16 protein-coding genes and 1 tRNA gene are annotated in these 15,952 nt (G+C 65.0%); 11 read left to right on the top strand and 6 right to left on the bottom strand.

Annotated features, from left to right (window positions below; all coding sequences use genetic code 11):
- The first annotated feature begins 61 nt into the window (after nt 1-61).
- The 6 genes from mepA to EN852_RS29355 all read left to right on the top strand — a co-directional run bounded on the left by mepA (nt 62) and on the right by EN852_RS29355 (nt 6,067).
- Nucleotides 62-1,138 carry a penicillin-insensitive murein endopeptidase gene (gene mepA, locus EN852_RS29380; RefSeq protein WP_127879330.1) on the top strand — a complete coding sequence of 359 codons (1,077 nt, stop codon included), beginning with the start codon at nt 62-64 and terminating at the stop codon, nt 1,136-1,138.
- Nucleotides 1,139-1,226: 88 nt separating this feature from the next.
- Nucleotides 1,227-2,246, top strand: a complete 1,020-nt coding sequence (locus tag EN852_RS29375) for a glucokinase (RefSeq protein WP_127879332.1) — start codon at nt 1,227-1,229, stop codon at nt 2,244-2,246.
- Nucleotides 2,247-2,366: 120 nt separating this feature from the next.
- Nucleotides 2,367-4,238: an ABC transporter ATP-binding protein gene (locus tag EN852_RS29370; protein ID WP_127879334.1), complete on the top strand. Its 1,872-nt coding sequence runs from the start codon at nt 2,367-2,369 to the stop codon at nt 4,236-4,238.
- Complete coding sequence (dapB, locus tag EN852_RS29365) at nt 4,235-5,056, top strand: 4-hydroxy-tetrahydrodipicolinate reductase (protein ID WP_127879336.1); 822 nt, start codon at nt 4,235-4,237, stop codon at nt 5,054-5,056. Before EN852_RS29370 ends, dapB begins: the two co-directional genes overlap by 4 nt.
- Before the next feature lie 74 nt (nt 5,057-5,130).
- Complete coding sequence (locus EN852_RS29360; protein ID WP_112128835.1) at nt 5,131-5,751, top strand: 2,3-bisphosphoglycerate-dependent phosphoglycerate mutase; 621 nt, start codon at nt 5,131-5,133, stop codon at nt 5,749-5,751.
- Between the two features lie 231 nt (nt 5,752-5,982).
- Nucleotides 5,983-6,067, top strand: a tRNA-Leu gene (locus EN852_RS29355).
- 202 nt (nt 6,068-6,269) lie between these two features.
- On the opposite strand, the gene EN852_RS29350 is transcribed toward EN852_RS29355, so the two are convergent.
- Entirely contained in the window at nt 6,270-6,461 is a 192-nt protein-coding gene (locus EN852_RS29350) for a Flp family type IVb pilin (RefSeq protein WP_127866170.1), read from the bottom strand.
- Between the two features lie 367 nt (nt 6,462-6,828).
- On the opposite strand from EN852_RS29350, the gene EN852_RS29345 reads away from it, so the two are divergent.
- The 4 genes from EN852_RS29345 to EN852_RS29330 all read left to right on the top strand — a co-directional run bounded on the left by EN852_RS29345 (nt 6,829) and on the right by EN852_RS29330 (nt 9,710).
- The gene (locus tag EN852_RS29345; RefSeq protein WP_127879338.1) at nt 6,829-7,119 is read left to right on the top strand and encodes a DUF1778 domain-containing protein; all 291 of its coding nucleotides are present in this window, start codon (nt 6,829-6,831) and stop codon (nt 7,117-7,119) included.
- Nucleotides 7,116-7,610 carry a GNAT family N-acetyltransferase gene (locus EN852_RS29340; protein ID WP_127879340.1) on the top strand — a complete coding sequence of 165 codons (495 nt, stop codon included), beginning with the start codon at nt 7,116-7,118 and terminating at the stop codon, nt 7,608-7,610. The genes EN852_RS29345 and EN852_RS29340 overlap by 4 nt, the downstream gene beginning before the upstream one ends.
- A gap of 99 nt (nt 7,611-7,709) precedes the next feature.
- Entirely contained in the window at nt 7,710-9,377 is a 1,668-nt protein-coding gene (locus EN852_RS29335; RefSeq protein WP_127879342.1) for a cyclic nucleotide-binding domain-containing thioredoxin-disulfide reductase, read from the top strand.
- A gap of 27 nt (nt 9,378-9,404) precedes the next feature.
- Nucleotides 9,405-9,710, top strand: coding sequence for a UBP-type zinc finger domain-containing protein (locus EN852_RS29330; protein ID WP_127879344.1), 306 nt, complete (start codon nt 9,405-9,407; stop codon nt 9,708-9,710).
- Between the two features lie 25 nt (nt 9,711-9,735).
- Here EN852_RS29330 and EN852_RS29325 read toward each other — a convergent pair whose 3' ends face one another.
- The 3 genes from EN852_RS29325 to EN852_RS29315 all read right to left on the bottom strand — a co-directional run bounded on the left by EN852_RS29325 (nt 9,736) and on the right by EN852_RS29315 (nt 12,333).
- Nucleotides 9,736-9,909, bottom strand: coding sequence for a hypothetical protein (locus EN852_RS29325; RefSeq protein WP_210238265.1), 174 nt, complete (start codon nt 9,907-9,909; stop codon nt 9,736-9,738).
- A gap of 319 nt (nt 9,910-10,228) precedes the next feature.
- Nucleotides 10,229-11,035 (bottom strand): aspartate/glutamate racemase family protein, encoded by an 807-nt coding sequence (locus EN852_RS29320; RefSeq protein ID WP_127879348.1) that lies wholly within the window; start codon nt 11,033-11,035, stop codon nt 10,229-10,231.
- 56 nt (nt 11,036-11,091) lie between these two features.
- The gene (locus tag EN852_RS29315) at nt 11,092-12,333 is read right to left on the bottom strand and encodes a D-amino acid dehydrogenase (RefSeq protein ID WP_127879350.1); all 1,242 of its coding nucleotides are present in this window, start codon (nt 12,331-12,333) and stop codon (nt 11,092-11,094) included.
- A gap of 265 nt (nt 12,334-12,598) precedes the next feature.
- Here EN852_RS29315 and EN852_RS29310 point away from each other — a divergent pair, with 265 nt between their 5' ends.
- On the top strand, nt 12,599-12,886 hold the full coding sequence (locus tag EN852_RS29310) for a GIY-YIG nuclease family protein (RefSeq protein WP_127879352.1): 288 nt from the start codon (nt 12,599-12,601) through the stop codon (nt 12,884-12,886).
- 152 nt (nt 12,887-13,038) lie between these two features.
- On the opposite strand, the gene EN852_RS29305 is transcribed toward EN852_RS29310, so the two are convergent.
- Nucleotides 13,039-14,208 carry a cystathionine gamma-synthase gene (locus EN852_RS29305; RefSeq protein WP_127879354.1) on the bottom strand — a complete coding sequence of 390 codons (1,170 nt, stop codon included), beginning with the start codon at nt 14,206-14,208 and terminating at the stop codon, nt 13,039-13,041.
- The gene (locus EN852_RS29300) at nt 14,205-15,641 is read right to left on the bottom strand and encodes a pyridoxal-phosphate dependent enzyme (protein WP_127879356.1); all 1,437 of its coding nucleotides are present in this window, start codon (nt 15,639-15,641) and stop codon (nt 14,205-14,207) included. The genes EN852_RS29305 and EN852_RS29300 overlap by 4 nt, the downstream gene beginning before the upstream one ends.
- Nucleotides 15,642-15,952: the final 311 nt, after the last annotated feature.

Below are 15,952 nucleotides of genomic sequence, written 5' to 3'. Positions count from 1 at the left end.
GATTCGTTCCTGTTCGCCTCACCGTGCCGCAGACGGATAGACTGGAGAGGGATCCGGCCTGATGAATTTGCGATCGCTGCCCGACAGGAAGCCGTTCCTGACCGCCGCGCTGGCGCTGGTGACCTTGGCCGCGCTGGCGGCGGCCGCGATTTCGGCCGAACCGCGCGCCAAGGATCTGTTCGGCGCCAAGAGATTGCCGGCGGTGGTGCCCGCGCAATCCTTCGGCTTTTACTCCAAGGGCTGCTTCGCCGGCGGCGTCGCCCTGCCGATGGAAGGCCCGACCTGGGAAGTGATGCGCCCCTCGCGTAACCGGCGCTGGGGCCATCCGGCGATGATCGCGCTGATCGAGAAACTGTCGCGCGACGCTGCAGCCGATGGCTGGCCGGGGCTTCTGGTCGGCGACATCTCGCAGCCGCGCGGCGGACCGATGATGACCGGCCATGCTTCGCACCAGATCGGGCTCGACGCCGACATCTGGCTAACGCCGATGCCGAAGCGGCCGCTGAGCATGGCCCAGCGCGAATCGATGAGCGCCACGCTGATGGTCGACGAGAAGACGCATCTGGTGAAGGACGCGCTGTGGACGCCGGCGCACACAAGGCTGCTCGAGCGAGCCGCGAGCTATCCGGAAGTCGAGCGCATTCTGGTCAATCCCGGCATCAAGAAGGAGCTTTGCGACACCGTCACCGGCGACCGTTCCTGGCTGCGCAAGATCCGGCCGTTCTGGGGCCATGACTATCACTTCCACATGCGCATCGGCTGCCAGCCGGGCTCGCCCGGTTGCAAGGGGCAGGAGGCGACGCCCGCGGATGACGGCTGCGGCAAGCCGCTGGCCTGGTGGTTCACCGAGGAGCCGTGGCGGCCCAACAAGAACCCGGATGCGCCCAAGGCCCGCGACCTGATGACGATGGCCAATCTGCCGAAGGAGTGCCAGGCGGTGCTCGCCGCGACGGATGCGCCGTCGCTGGCGGCCGTGACCTACCAGGGCGGCAGCGCCGCCGCCGTGGCCGTTGCCGAACCGCAGCCGACCGAACCGGTGGAGACGATCTCCAGCGGCGCGCTCCCGGCCCAGGCGAGCGCTTTCGCGCCGACGCCGAAGATCGGCATTCCGCTGCCAAGGCCTAGACCGGGAAACTGACGCCGAAGCGGGCTTTCCCTTTCCGGGGTCATGCGCTAGTCAATCGATTGAACGGCGCAGTGGCGCCGCAACGAGGACGATCAAGAGCATGGCAGGCGAAGACGAGAAGGGGCTGCGGTTTCCGGTCCTGATCGGCGACATTGGCGGCACCAATGCGCGCTTCTCGATCGTGCTCGACGCCAATTCGGAGGCGACCGAGCCGCAGATCGTCCAGACGGCGAATTTCAAGACCATCGACGACGCGATCCAGGCGGCGGTGCTCGACCGCTCCTCGATCCAGCCGAATTCGGCGGTGCTGGCGATCGCCGGGCCGGTCGACGGCGACGAGATTCCGCTCACCAACTGCCCCTGGGTCGTGAAACCCCGGCAGATGATCGCCAATCTCGGCCTGAGCGAGGTCGTGGTGCTCAACGATTTCGAGGCGCAGGCGCTGGCCGTCGTGGCGCTCGGCGAGGAGCATATGGAAAAGATCGGCGGCGGCACGCCGGAACCCAATGGGAGCCGCGTCGTGCTCGGCCCCGGAACCGGGCTGGGCGTCGCCGGGCTGATTTACGCGCTCGATCGCTGGATTCCGGTGCCGGGCGAGGGCGGGCATATGGATATCGGACCGCGCACGCCGCGCGACTTCGAGGTGTTCCCGCATATCGAGAAGCTGGAAGGCCGCATCTCCGGCGAGCAGATCCTGTGCGGGCGCGGGCTGGTCAATGTCTATCGCGCCGTGGCCAGGACGGACGGCAAGCCGACGCCGTTCACGACGCCGGCCGAGGTCACCGGGGCGGCGCTCGCCAAATCCGACGCGGTGGCCGGGGAGGCGCTGGAGCTGTTCGTCACCTGCCTCGGCCGCACCGCGGGCGACCTGGCGCTGGTGTTCATGGGCCGCGGCGGCGTGTTCCTCACCGGCGGCATCGCGCAGAAGATCGTTCCGGCGCTGAAGGCCGGCAATTTCCGCGCCGCCTTCGAGGACAAGGCGCCGCACAGCGCGCTGATGCGCGAAATGCCGGTCTATGTCATCACCCATCCGCTGGCGGCGCTGCTTGGGCTTGCCGCCTATGCCAGGACGCCTTCGCTGTTCGGCGTGCAGACCGCCGGGCGGCACTGGCGGGCATGATCGCGCCAGGGCCTGGGCCGGCGCTCGGCCCCGCCGCGACGAAGTTTCGCCATAGGCAAGCCGTAGCCGGGGCGCTAAGAGGGTTGGCCTTATGACGAAAACCCACGAAGCGCTTCCGATTTGACACGTCAAAATCCAGACAAGCAAAAGACCCGACCGGGTGAGGTCACCGCGGTGCTGCGCCGCATCGTCGCCGAAAACGGCTATGACCATCGCTGGTCCTACGCGATCGTCATCGTCTGCTCACTGCTGGTTTCGGGCGCGACCGCCTTCTCGGCCTGGGTCATGGCGCCGATGGTCAATCAGATCTTCTACGAACGGAGCAGCGGCGCCGTCTGGTGGATTTGCGCCGGCTTCATGGGCGCCTTCCTCGTGCGCGGCTTTGCCGGTTACGGCCAGGCGGTGATGCTGGCCAAGGTCGGCAACAATCTCGTCGCCCGCTACCAGAAGCGTTGCTTCGACCAACTCATGAAGCTCGGCGTCAATTTCTTCAACGACACGCGTTCCGGGCGCCTGGCGGCGCAGCTGGATGAGAATGTCGGCGGCATTCGCGACCTGCTGTCGCTGACCTTGATTTCGATCACCCGCGATGCGGTGACGCTGATCGGCCTGGTCTGCCTGATGGTCTACCAGGATCCGGTGTTGTCGCTGAGCTCGCTGCTGATCGGACCGCCGCTGATCTGGGCCGTCGTCTACATCACCCGCCGGGTGCGCAAGATCAACCGCGAATCCGTGCTGATCAACTCGCGGCTGAGCGGCTCCGTACAGGAGGCGGTTCAAGGCATAGCCATCGTCAAGGCCTTCACCATGGAGGACGAGCTGGCCCGCCGCATCGGCATCATGGCCGATACGGCCGAGCAGCGCAGCAACAAGATCGCCCGCGTCTCCGAGCGGCTGTCGCCGATTTCCGACATGCTGGCCGGCCTCGCGGTCACCGCCGTCATCGCCTATTCCGGCTATCGGGCATTGTATCTCGGCCAACCGCCTGGCGCGGTGTTTTCCTTCATCACCGCGCTGATCCTGGCCTACGATCCGGCGCGTCGCCTGGCGCGCATGCAGGTGACGATGGAACGCGCGCTGGTCAATGCGCGCATGATCTATGAGCTGCTCGACCTCGAGCCGAGGCAGGGGGATGCCGCCGACGCGGTCGAGGCGAAAATCACCACGGGCGAGGTGCGCTTCAACGACGTGAGCTTCGGCTACAGCACCGACATGCCGGTGCTGCGGGACCTGAGCTTCACCGCCGCCGCCGGCAAGGTGACGGCGATCGTCGGCGCCTCGGGCGCCGGCAAGTCGACGCTGGTGGCGCTGCTGCAGCGCTTCTACGACGTCGACAAGGGCTCGATCGAAGTCGACGGCCAGGACATCGCCAAGGTGACCAAGCGCTCGCTGCGCCAATCGATCGCCTATGTCTCGCAGGCGCCCTACCTGTTCGAAGGCACGATCCGCGACAACATCCGCTACGGCCGGCTCTCGGCCACCGATGCCGAGATCGAGCAGGCGGCGAAACTCGCCGCCGCCGACGAGTTCATCCGCCAGCAACCGCGAGGCTATGACACGCCGGTCGGCGAAGGCGGCTCGACGCTGTCGGGCGGCCAGCGCCAGCGCGTCTCGATCGCGCGCGCCATCGTGCGCCAGGCGCCGATCCTGCTGCTCGACGAGGCGACCTCGGCGCTGGACAACGAGGCCGAGGCACGCGTCCAGGAAGCGCTGACCCATGTCATGGACGGCCGCACGACGATCGTGATCGCGCACCGGCTGTCGACGGTGGTCAATGCCGACCATATCATCGTGCTGGAAGAGGGCAGGCTGGTCGAACAAGGCACGCATGCGACGCTGATGGCCGACCCGCACAGCATCTATGCCCGTTTCCACAGGATCCAGGGCAAGAAGGGGCTGGGACTTGTCGACGACGCCAAGGCAAGCCAGACTTCCGGCCAAACTCCGGCGCCGCGCAGCCGCGCCAGGAAGACCGTCAGGAGAAGCGCATGAGCGAAGCCGGCGATATGGGCCTGGTCGTGGTGGGCGCCGCGGGCCGCATGGGCCAGACGCTGATCCGCGCCATACACACGATGCCCGGCGCGCGCGTCGCAGCCGCGATCGAGCGGCCGGACTCCCCCCATCTCGGCAAGGATGCCGGTGAGCTTGCCGGCATCGGCATCATCAACGTGCCGATCGTCGACGATCCGCTGCCGGCCTTCGCCAAGGCTGACGGCGTGCTCGATTTCACCGCGCCGGCCGCAAGCGTCGAATTCGCCGGCTATGCCGCGCAGGCGCGCATCGTTCATGTCATCGGCACCACCGGCTGCTCGGCCGACGACAACGCCAGGATCGCCGCCGCCGCGCGGCATGCGACGATCGTCAAATCCGGCAATATGAGCCTCGGCGTCAACCTTCTGGCTGTGCTGGTCGAGCAGGCCGCGAAGGCGCTCGACCCGGAGGATTTCGACATCGAGATCCTGGAAATGCACCACCGCCACAAGGTCGACGCCCCGTCCGGCACGGCGCTGCTGCTCGGCGAGGCGGCGGCCAACGGGCGCGGCATCGATCTTGCCGGCAACAGCGTGCGGGTGCGCGACGGACATACCGGGGTTCGCAAGGCGGGCTCGATCGGCTTCGCCACGCTGCGCGGCGGCTCCGTCGTGGGCGACCACAGCGTGATCCTTGCCGGCACCGGCGAGCGCATCACGCTGTCCCATCACGCCGAGGACCGGGCGATCTTCGCCCGCGGCGCGGTGAAGGCGGCGCTTTGGGCGCGCGGCAAGAAGCCCGGACTTTATTCCATGCGGGACGTGCTCGGACTTTCCTGACACAAGCCTGAAGCATTTCCTTCTTACGCAGTTCCGGAAACCGTTGGAATTGCTCAAACCACAGAGGAGCAAACATGTCGGGAACTCTCGTGCTCGTGCGCCACGGCCAGAGCGAATGGAACCTGAAGAACCTGTTCACCGGCTGGCGCGATGTCGACCTGACCGACCAGGGCAATGCCGAAGCGCTTGCCGCCGGCGAAAAGCTCAAGGCGCGCGGCCTGAAATTCGACATCGCCTACACCTCGGCCCTGAAGCGGGCGCAGAAGACCTGCCAGCACATCCTCGACGTGGTCGGCCAGAGCGATCTCAAGACCATCCGCGACCAGGCGCTCAACGAGCGCGACTATGGCGATCTCTCCGGCCTCAACAAGGACGACGCGCGCAAGAAATGGGGCGAGGAGCAGGTGCATATCTGGCGCCGCTCCTACGACATCGCGCCGCCCGGCGGCGAGAGTCTGAAGGACACCGGCGCGCGCGTGTGGCCCTATTACCTGCACGAGGTGCAGCCGCATGTGCTGCGCGGCGAGACGGTGCTTGTCGCCGCGCACGGCAATTCGCTGCGCGCGCTGATCATGGCGCTGGACGGCAAGTCGGGCGAGGAGATCGTCAAGCTCGAGCTCGGCACCGGCGTGCCGGTGATCTACAAGCTCAACGCCGATTCCACCGTGGCGAAGAAAGAAGTGCTGGAGGGGTGAGCTTCCCTCTCCCCGTTCACGGGGAGAGGGAAGCTCTCGCCACCGATTTCGCCAATCGCCTGCGTTGCAGGAAGAGCGCCGACGCGGCGGCCCGCCCTTTCTCCCCGTTCACGGGGAGAAATGCCCGGCAGGGCAATGGGGGCAGCGCAACGCCGGGAAGAAGGAGAGCCAACACTGGTGAAAAAAGCGCGTTGACACATATCGTTTGCCCGCTTACATGAGCGCCCACCAGCCCAGATGGCGGAATTGGTAGACGCGCACGGTTCAGGTCCGTGTTCCGCAAGGAGTGGAGGTTCGAGTCCTCTTCTGGGCACCATCCTTCGCTCTTCGAGCTTCGGATGGCAGGCCATCCCGTAGTTCCAAGAGCAAAGAGTATCCGCAACGCCAATCGAGAAGGTTGCGGTTCTATCCTCCTTGCCGAAGGCTAACGCCGCCGTGTCGCTGCCTTCCGACGCCGCAAAAAGGAGAGGCCGCCCAAAGGCGGCCCCCGAAGCCGTGCCGTAACACGTGGACAGAAATTATGTCGGACATCCAGAAGCTTTGGGGTCCTTGACGCAGTCTGCGACCAGCTTGAACTTGGCGTTCAACGCCCCGCCGAGCGAGCTGGCGCCGACCATGATTGCCAACGCGATCAGCGCCGCGATCAGGCCGTACTCGATCGCCGTGGCGCCGGATTCGTCATTCTTGAACCGCTTAATCAGTTTGAGCATTTTACGATTTCCTCGTTGCCCGTTGGTGACCGGCTCAAACTATACAGAAACGATTTTGAAGACCTTAATCGAAACAGTTAAGATTCTGTTATTGCGACTATATCCGTAATATTCTTTGTCGACTCTTTGGGTAATAACAGAACATCGTTATAAAGCGATCTCTAATATACAACTTGTGAGATATCCTGGCGGAATGCATTTATGTGCAAAATGAGACGGTTGACTGATGCCCGCGGTTTGCCATACGCCCGACTCCCGTCTATACCGTTCGAAAGAAGCCTTTTTTATCATCTGCATTGATTTCAATGCGGACAAAACCTGATTTCATTATAATGACGATGTCATTACAAGATACTACTCTTGCACAATGAAGCACGAATCGCCGGACGCTTCGAAGAGAAGCACGCTGAACATGCGCATCAGGCCCGAAGAGCGCGGCCTGATCGACGAGGCCGCGCGGACGCTCGGCATGACCCGAACGGATTTCATCCTCGACGCCGCCCGGCGTATGGCTGAGGACACGCTGCTCGAGCGCACGCTTATCAAGGCTTCGCCGGAGGCTTATGCCGAGTTCCTTGTCCTGCTCGATGCGCCGGCCAAGTCGAACGAGCGACTGTCCAAACTGATAAACGCGCCGCTGCCTTGGGAAACCAAGTGACGCTGCAGGCACCGGTACCGCTGGATCGTGGCCACGATCTCTCGTCTTTTTCATCCGGTGTTGCGGCGTCGGATGACTGGGTCAAACGCCGGGCGCTCGCCAACCAGGACAGTGGCGCGACTCGCACCTTCGTGGCCTGCGAGGACGACAGGGTTGTCGCCTATTACGCGCTCGCTTCGGGCGGCGTCATTGCCAGTCATGTGCCGGGCCGGTCCCGGCGCACCATGGCCGATCCGATTCCGGTGGCAATTCTTGCCCGTCTCGCAATCGACAAGTCCTGTCAGCGGCAGGGAATGGGCAGGGTGCTCGTCCAGGATGCAGCACGCAGAGTGATGAATGCCGCAGGCTCGCTCGGCATCCGCGGCATCCTGGTCCACGCCATCTCCGATGAAGCGCGAAGCTATTACACGGCGCTTGGATTCGACCCGTCGCCCCTCGATCCCATGACGCTGGTGATCTCTCTCGCCGATCTGCGTGAGGCGATCAGGTAGGGGCCATTCGACCGACGAAGCGGCGCCGGCACCTCCCCTTCCGGCCAGTCCTCCAACAAACCACTTCAAACCCGGCGGCCATGACGCTACGGTCGCGCCATGGCCCCTTCCGTTAGTCCGACCATCGCCGCCCGCCGCGACCAGATGTTCCCGATCCTCAGCGAGGCAGACATCGAGCGCATGCGCCGTTTCGGCGAGCCACGCGCCTATGCCGCCGGCGATCACATCGTGACGGCCGGCGCGGTTTCACCAGGCGTGATCCTCATCCTGTCGGGCAAGGTCGACATCACCCAGGCCGACGGGCTCGGCCAACGCGACGCGATCATCACCCATGGCGCCGGCAATTTCATCGGCGAGCTGGCGCAGCTGTCGAACCGGCCATCGCTGGTCAATGCCGAGGCGGTCGAGCCGGTCGAGGCGATCGTCATCCCCTCGCAGCGGCTGCGCGACCTGATGGTGCAGGAGGCCAATCTCGGCGAGCGCGTCATGCGGGCGCTGATCCTGCGCCGCGTCGGCCTGCTCGAAAGCGGCGCCAGCGGGCCGGTCGTCATCGGCCCTCCGGGCAATGGCGACGTGCTGCGGCTGCAGGGTTTTCTGCGGCGCAGCGGGTTGCCGCACCGGGCGCTCGATTCCGACACCGACCCTTGCGCGAAAACGCTGATCGAGCGCTTCCATGTCGATCCGCACCATCTGCCGATCGTGCTCTGCCCGAACGGCAAGCTGATGCACAATCCGGGCGAGAACGAGCTGGCCCGCTGCGTCGGCCTGCTGCGGCCGATCGATGCCGACAAGATTTATGACGTGGCGATCGTCGGCGCCGGGCCGGCGGGTCTGGCCGCCGCCGTCTACGCCGCCTCCGAAGGCCTGTCGACGATCGTGCTCGACTGCCGCGCCTTCGGCGGGCAGGCGGGCGCCTCGGCCCGCATCGAAAACTATCTCGGCTTCCCGACCGGCATCACCGGCATGGCGCTGATGGCGCGCGCCTACAACCAGGCGCAGAAGTTCGGCGTCGAGATGGTCATACCCGACGAGGCGAAGCTGCTCGACGACGCCAATGACGGCGCACGCTACAGGCTTGCCATCGGCGATGGCGAGAGCGTGCGTTCACGCGCGGTGGTGATCGCCACCGGCGCGCGCTACCGCCGCCTCGACATCGCCAATCTGGCGCAGTTCGAGGGCACTTCGGTGCATTACTGGGCCTCGCCGATCGAGGCCAGGCTTTGCCAGAGCCAGGAGGTGGCGCTGGTCGGCGCCGGCAATTCGGCCGGACAGGCGGCCGTCTATCTGGCGAGTCAGGTGCGCAAGGTGACGCTGCTGGCGCGGCGCGGCCTCGACGCCACCATGTCGCGCTATCTGGTCGAGCGCATCGCCGCGCAGCCGAACATCGAGGTGCTGGCCGGGACCGAAGTCGTGGCGCTGGAGGGCCATGAGGGCAATCTCGAGCAATTGCGCTGGCGCAACCGGATAACTGGTGAGGAGACCACCCGCGCCATCCAGCACCTCTTCCTGTTCATCGGCGCCGATCCGAACACCGACTGGCTGGCGAACTGCAATGTGGCGCTGGACGCCAAGGGTTTCGTGCGGACCGGGCCCGACACGACGCCGGGGCACGGGCTGATGGAGACGAGCCGCAGCGGCGTCTTCGCCATCGGCGACGTGCGCTGCGGCTCGACCAAGCGGGTCGCGGCCGCCGTCGGCGAAGGCGCGCAGGTGGTCGCTGCCTTGCATGCCTATCTGGCGCGGAACGGCGCCGCCGCCAACGAATAATCAGCCCGAACCGGTAGGGAACCCGCGATGGACGAATGCAGGCACACCAAGGACATCAAAAAGGTCACGCCGAGCGCGCTTGGCTGCGAGGAATGCCTGAAGAACGGCTCCTGGTGGGTGCATCTGAGGCTCTGCCGCACCTGCGGCCATGTCGGCTGCTGCGACGACTCGCCCAACCGCCACGCGACCAAGCATTTCCATGCCACGCAGCATCCGATCATCGAAGGCTACGACCCGCCGGAAGGCTGGGCCTGGTGTTTTGTCGATGAGGTTTTTGTCGACCTCGAGGGCGATACCACGCCGCAGAAGGGGCCGATCCCGAAATTTGTCTGAGTCCAGCCGTCCGGGCGGCGCTTCGTCAGCGCACCGAGCTCGTAACCGTCGGATCGACGGCATCCGGCACGGATTTGCGATCATTGCCGGCGAAGATGCCGATGAGCAGCAGGCTGAGCACGACCGGCACAAACAGGATGGCGACGCGGGCCTGCACGTAGAAGATGGCGCGCCATTCATTTCGCTTTTCGTCGTTCATCATGCTCGCTCTGTCTGCGCCACCCGGGGCGGGACATAGAGACGAAGCGTTAAACATCTCCTTCCGATTCCGTTAACGGGGGGCGATCTGCGGTAATGGCAGAGGGTAGTGCCAGCCCCTCTCCGTCCGCTTCGCGGAAACCTCTCCCCCACTTTGTGGGGGCGAGGAAACGCCAATCGCCGAGGCGGCGCCTTCGCAAGCTTGGGTTCCTCGCCCCGCCAGAGGCGGGGAGAGGTGGCTCGGCGAAGCCGAGACGGAGAGGGGAGCGCCCTTTACGATTACCCGCCGGCGCGCTTCCTTTCGCCTGAAAACTCGCCGATCAAACAGCCGGCAGCGCGAACAGCCTGCCACCCGCCGGCACCACGTCGTCGATACCGGCGAGGCGCAGGCAGTGCCAGGCCATGGCGTGATTGGAAGAGGTGACGGGAATGCCGATGCGCAGTTCCAGCTCCGCCACGGCTTCGGCGACGCGCAGGCTGGTGCAGGAGATGAAGATCGCATCGACGCCGGGCATTTCAGCCATGCGCTCGGCCGCCGCCTCGATCGAGGCCAGCGAGATGCGTGCGGCCTCGCGGTCGTCGCGGCGGTCGAAGGTGGCGACGGCGGCGATGTCGAGGTCGCGACCGGTGAAATAGCGCACCAGACCCTGGTTGATCTCGGGCGCGTAAGGGGTCAGCAGGCCGATGCCCTTGACGCCCAGCGCCTTGAAGGCGGCCAGGGCGCCGGTGACCGGCGTGGTGCAGGCGACGCCCGGCCGCGCCTTGCGGATTTCGGCGAAGACCGCTTCCTCGCCGAGCGTCATGGTTGCCGAGGTGCAGCCGAAACCGACGACGTCGAGCGGGATCGAGGGCAGGATGAGGTCGACGGTGGGCGCGATGCGCGGGCCGATGGCGCGCAAAGTGTCGGGCGTGATGTCGTTGTCGTTGAACAGGCGCGCCTCGTAGAAGGCGACGCCCGGAATGCGCACCAGCGCGCGGAACTCGTGCTCCAGCGTCTGGTCCGTGGCGAGGATCGCCAGGCCGATCGCCGCGCGCGAGGCGAGGCCGCCATCGATCTGCGACGGCAGCACGCCCAGATCGATCGGTCCGGAGGCAGAACGCGGCGCGGCGGCAAGATTGGCGGACATGGCATTCCCTTTCTTGATCGGAGCGAGGACAGGCCTCGCTCAGCAGGATGCTGCGTTCAGTTCAAAAGGCCTTCCATGGAAACAGAAGGCTTGCGGCCGGCGATGAGGTCGGCGGTGATGCGGGCCGAGCCGTGCGACATGGTCCAGCCGATATGGCCGTGCCCGGTGTTGAGGTAGAGGTTGCGCAAGCGGCGCTGGCCGAACTCGGGCAGATTGTTCGGCGTCATCGGACGCAGCCCCGCCCACATCTCGGCGCGGTCGTAATCGGCGCCCTCGGGATAAAGCTCCTCGGTCACGCCCTTCATGAAGGCGAAATCGGCCGGCTTGTGGCTGGTGTCGTAGCCGGCGAATTCCGCGGTGGCGGTGACGCGCAGCCGGTCGCCGAAGCGCGAGACGGCGACCAAGTTGTGCTCGTCGATCGCGGCGATGGTCGGCGGCGCCGGCCGGTTGCCGATCGGAATGGTCAGCGAATAGCCCTTGATCGGATAGATCGGCAGGCTGAGCCCGATCGTCCTGGCGATCAGCGGGCTGTAGGAGCCGAGCGCCAGCACATAGGCGTCGCCCTTGACCGCCCCCTTGTCCGTCATCACCTGCGCGACGCCGTCGCCCGATGTCTCGATGCCGGTGATGGTGGTGCCGGTGCGGATCTCGCCGCCGCGCTCGATGACCTTGGCGGCCAGCGCCCGGGTGAATTTTGCCGGGTCGCCGGTCTCGTCGGTCGGGCAATGGATGCCGCCGGCGATCTTCTCCTTGGCCGAAGCCAGCGCCGGATCGAGCGCCACGATGGCATCGCGGTCGAGCACCTTGATCAACTGGCCGTCGGATTCCAGCAGCCGCATATGCTCGACGCCTTTGTCGAGCGCCTGCTGGCTGCGATAGAAATAGAGGATGCCGCGATCGTTGCGGTCGTAGTCGATGGCCTCGTCGGCGATGACCTGTTGCAGCACCGATTGCGAATAGACGGCGAGCCGGTGCTTGAGCAGCGTGTTGCGCCTCGCCTTCTCGGCCGTGCACTCCATCAGGAACAGCCATGACCAGCTGTAGAGCCTCGGATCGGCCGACAGCCTGAAGCGCAGCGCCTGGTCCTTCAGCACCAGTGATTTCAGCAGGATCATCGGCGCCCTGGGCGAGGACCAGACGAAGGAATGGCCCGGCGCGATCATGCCGGCATTGCCCCAGCTGGTCTCGGCGGCGACCTGTTGCTGGCGCTCGAGGATGACGACCTCGTGCCCGTCCTTCTGCAGCTGGTAAGCGGTGGTGACGCCGACCACGCCGCCACCCAACACGATCACGCGCATCACGCCTCCGGAGATCGCAAAGCTGGCTCACTGTAGAGTGTAAGCTGCGCTCTGCAATGGCACACATAGCGAGATGTCGGCGGGACAGCGCGCCTCCGCGTGGGCCCTCGTGGGCAGGACGATCGCAAATGGCGCTTCGTCATTCTAGGGCGGAGCAAGGAGCGAAGCGACGCGCGCAGACCCTAGAATCCATGCCGTGACATTGGCCGTAGAATGCAAACGGTCCAGAACAGCGCCTGGCGATGGCGCTGGATAAGATCGCGACATGACAGGCTACGTCTACCTGACCGCAAGCCAGAAAGGCGGCACGATCTATATCGGTGTCACCAATGACCTTGCGCGGCGGATGCCCGAGCACAAGACAGGCCAAGGCTCCAGCTTCACCAGGCGTTATGGTGTGCAGCGTTTGGTCTGGTACGAGGAATACTTCGACATCGCCGATGCTATTCAGCGCGAGACATCGCTGAAGCGCTGGCCACGCCGATGGAAGGTCGAACTTATAGAGAAAGCCAACCCGGAATGGTTCGAGCTCTTTCGCGGAATTGGCTGGTGAACGTTCTGCACCGTTGCGGCGCTCGGGCGTCTCGGCATGGATTCTAGGGTCTGCGCGCGTCGCTTCACTCCTTGCTCCGCCCTAGAATGACCAAGCGCCATTTGCGATTGTCCTGCCCACCAGGGGCGCGAAAGATCACCACGCCCGGTGCTTTAAAGCGCCAGCGCCTGCTCCAGGTCCGCAACCAGATCATCGCCATCCTCGATGCCGCAGGAGAGCCGCACCAGCGAATCCGTGATGCCGATGGCGCCGCGCTTCTCGGCCGGGATCGATCCATGCGTCATCAGCGCCGGATGCTCGATCAGGCTCTCGACGCCGCCGAGGCTTTCGGCCAGCGTGAAAAGCTGGGTGCGTTCGAGAAAGCGTTTCGCCCCGGCAAGATCACGGTCGAGGTCGACCGAGATCATGCCGCCGAAGGCATGCATCTGTTGGACGGCGATGGAATGCTGCGGGTGGCTGGCGAGGCCGGGATAGATGACCCGACGGACATCTTTTCGCGTTTCCAGCCATTGCGCTATCTTCAGGCCATTCGCGGAATGGCGCTCCATCCTCAGCGCCAGAGTCTTGATGCCGCGCAGCGCCAGAAAACTGTCGAAGGGGCTGGAGATGGCGCCGATGGCGTTCTGCAGGAATTTCAGCTGGTCGGCGAGGTCCTTGTTGTCGCCGACGACCGCCACGCCGCCGACCATGTCGGAATGGCCGTTGAGATATTTCGTCGTCGAGTGCACGACGATGTCGATGCCGAGCTCCAGCGGGCGCTGGATATAGGGGCTGCAGAAAGTGTTGTCGGCGACGGTAAGCAGACCCTTACGCTTTGCAAGCGCGGCGAGAGCTTCGAGATCGACGATGCGCAGCAGCGGGTTGGTCGGCGTCTCGACCCATAGCAGTTTTGTTTCCGGGCGGATCGCTGCCTCGACCGCGGCAAGGTCGGTGAAGTCGGCGAAGCTCACCTGCAGGCCGGCGGAGCGCTTGCGCACCCGCTCCATCAGCCGGAACGAGCCGCCATAGATGTCGTCGGTGGCGACGATATGGGCGCCGGAATCGAGCAGCTCCAGCACCGTCGAGATCGCCGCCAGGCCGGAGGCGAAGGCGAAGGCCCTGGTGCCGCTTTCAAGATCAGCGACCGCGCGTTCGAAGGCAAAGCGCGTCGGGTTCTGGCTGCGGGCATATTCAAAGCCCTTGTGCACTCCGGGCGACTGCTGGCCATAGGTGGAGGTGGCGTAGATCGGCACCATCACCGCGCCGGTCAGCGGGTCGTGGCTCTGGCCGCCATGGATGGTGCGGGTGGAAAAGGCCAGGCGGTTCTTGCCGTTTGAAGTCATTTTGCGCGGCGCCTCAGATGGTTGATCAGGTCGATACGGGTTATCAGGCCGATGAACTCGTCGCCATCGAAGACGATGGCGACCTCGTTGCGGTCGAAGACCGGCAGCAGCGCATCCAGCGTCTGGTTGGCCTGCAGGGTGTGCAGGTTCGACGTCATAGCCGTGCGCACCGGCGCGTTGAAACGGTCCCAGCGGCCGTCATAGGGCCCGTCGACCTTGGCCAGGATATCGCTTTCGTCGACGATGCCGACCAGCCTGCCTTCATCCAGCACCGGCAATTGAGAGACATCGGAACGGCGCATGCGACCATAGGCGTTGAGCAGGCTTTCCTCGGGGCCGACGGTGACGATGTCGCCGGTGCGCGGCGAGCGCATGACGAGGTCGCGCAAATCGCCATGCTGCTCCTGCTCGGCAAGGCCCTGCTCGGCCAGCCAGAAATCGTCGAAGACCTTCGACAGGTACTTGTTGCCGCTGTCGCAGACGAAGGTCACGACGCGCTTCGGCACCGTCTGCTCGCGGCAATAGCGAAGTGCGGCCGACAACAGCGTGCCCGAGGACGAGCCGGCCAGGATACCTTCCTTGGACAAGAGATCGCGCACCGCCAGCATGCTCTGCTTGTCGGGAATCGAGTAGGCTTTCTTCACCAGCGAGAGATCGGCGTTGGGCGGCACGAAATCCTCGCCGATGCCTTCGACCGTCCAGCTGCCGGCCTCCTCCATCTTGCCGGTCTTGATCAGCGGCGCCAGCACCGAACCGACCGGATCGGCGAGCACCATCTCGGTCTTGGGCGAATGTTTCGCGAAATAGCGGCCGAGCCCGGTGAGCGTGCCGCCGGAGCCGACGCCGACCACCACCGCGTCGACGTCGCCGCCAAGCTGCGAGAAAATTTCCGGCCCGGTGGTCGTCTCATGCGCCAGCGGATTGGCGGGGTTGGCGAACTGGTTGGCGTAGAAGGCGCCGGGCAATTCGGCGGCGATCTTCTCGGCCATGTCCTGGTAGTATTCGGGATGGCCCTTGCCGACGTCGGAGCGCGTCATGCGCACTTCAGCACCGAGCGCGCGCAGATGCTGAATCTTCTCGCGCGACATCTTGTCGGGCACGACCAGGATGATGCGGTAGCCTTTCGGGATGCCGACCTGGGCGAGGCCTAGACCGGTGTTGCCGGCAGTGGCTTCGACGATGGTGCCGCCACGCTTCAGCCGGCCGTCCTTCTCGGCCGCCGCGATCATAGACAGCGCGATGCGATCCTTGATCGAGCCGCCGGGGTTCTGGCTTTCGAGCTTGATGAACAGACGGCATTTGCCGGTGTCGAATTTGGTCAGCTCGACGATCGGCGTCTGCCCGATCAGGTCGAGCACCGAAGCGTAAGGCGGACGCAGTCTCGACAGATTGGTGTCCGCGCCGCCGGGCGCCGGTTGTCTCTGCTCGCTCATCTGAGATGCTCCATGGAAGCAGTGTTGGCAATCTCGCGCATCGGACCGCCGAAAGCCATTGCGGTTTCACGGATCGCTCGCCTGTCTTTTCCAGCCCTTTTCATCCGGAAAGAAGATAGATCGTGCCAATCCGGCGGCGAGTCGAGGAATGGAATTTCGCGGGCGGCATATTGGGAGAAGGGTGATTGGAAATCGATGATCAGCGTCGAGTTCCTTCACACCCCCCTCTGGCCTGCCGGCCATCTCCCCCGCAAGGGGGGAGATTGGATGTCGCGGCCGCTTTCGCCAATCATCGACGTTGCAGGAGAGGC

This window comes from Mesorhizobium sp. M2E.F.Ca.ET.209.01.1.1 (genome assembly GCF_004010375.2).
GTDB lineage: Bacteria > Pseudomonadota > Alphaproteobacteria > Rhizobiales > Rhizobiaceae > Mesorhizobium.
Note: the sequence above shows the minus strand (reverse complement) of the source record. Positions and strands in the feature narration are given on the sequence as shown.

Coding starts and splice junctions, on each gene's coding strand:
- mepA (WP_127879330.1), top strand. CDS start 62: ATGAATTTGCGATCGCTGCCCGACAGGAAGCCGTTCCTGACCGCCGCG.
- EN852_RS29375 (WP_127879332.1), top strand. CDS start 1,227: ATGGCAGGCGAAGACGAGAAGGGGCTGCGGTTTCCGGTCCTGATCGGC.
- dapB (WP_127879336.1), top strand. CDS start 4,235: ATGAGCGAAGCCGGCGATATGGGCCTGGTCGTGGTGGGCGCCGCGGGC.
- EN852_RS29360 (WP_112128835.1), top strand. CDS start 5,131: ATGTCGGGAACTCTCGTGCTCGTGCGCCACGGCCAGAGCGAATGGAAC.
- EN852_RS29350 (WP_127866170.1), bottom strand. CDS start 6,461: ATGCTCAAACTGATTAAGCGGTTCAAGAATGACGAATCCGGCGCCACG.
- EN852_RS29345 (WP_127879338.1), top strand. CDS start 6,829: ATGAAGCACGAATCGCCGGACGCTTCGAAGAGAAGCACGCTGAACATG.
- EN852_RS29335 (WP_127879342.1), top strand. CDS start 7,710: ATGGCCCCTTCCGTTAGTCCGACCATCGCCGCCCGCCGCGACCAGATG.
- EN852_RS29330 (WP_127879344.1), top strand. CDS start 9,405: ATGGACGAATGCAGGCACACCAAGGACATCAAAAAGGTCACGCCGAGC.
- EN852_RS29325 (WP_210238265.1), bottom strand. CDS start 9,909: ATGAACGACGAAAAGCGAAATGAATGGCGCGCCATCTTCTACGTGCAG.
- EN852_RS29320 (WP_127879348.1), bottom strand. CDS start 11,035: ATGTCCGCCAATCTTGCCGCCGCGCCGCGTTCTGCCTCCGGACCGATC.
- EN852_RS29315 (WP_127879350.1), bottom strand. CDS start 12,333: ATGCGCGTGATCGTGTTGGGTGGCGGCGTGGTCGGCGTCACCACCGCT.
- EN852_RS29310 (WP_127879352.1), top strand. CDS start 12,599: ATGACAGGCTACGTCTACCTGACCGCAAGCCAGAAAGGCGGCACGATC.
- EN852_RS29305 (WP_127879354.1), bottom strand. CDS start 14,208: ATGACTTCAAACGGCAAGAACCGCCTGGCCTTTTCCACCCGCACCATC.
- EN852_RS29300 (WP_127879356.1), bottom strand. CDS start 15,641: ATGAGCGAGCAGAGACAACCGGCGCCCGGCGGCGCGGACACCAATCTG.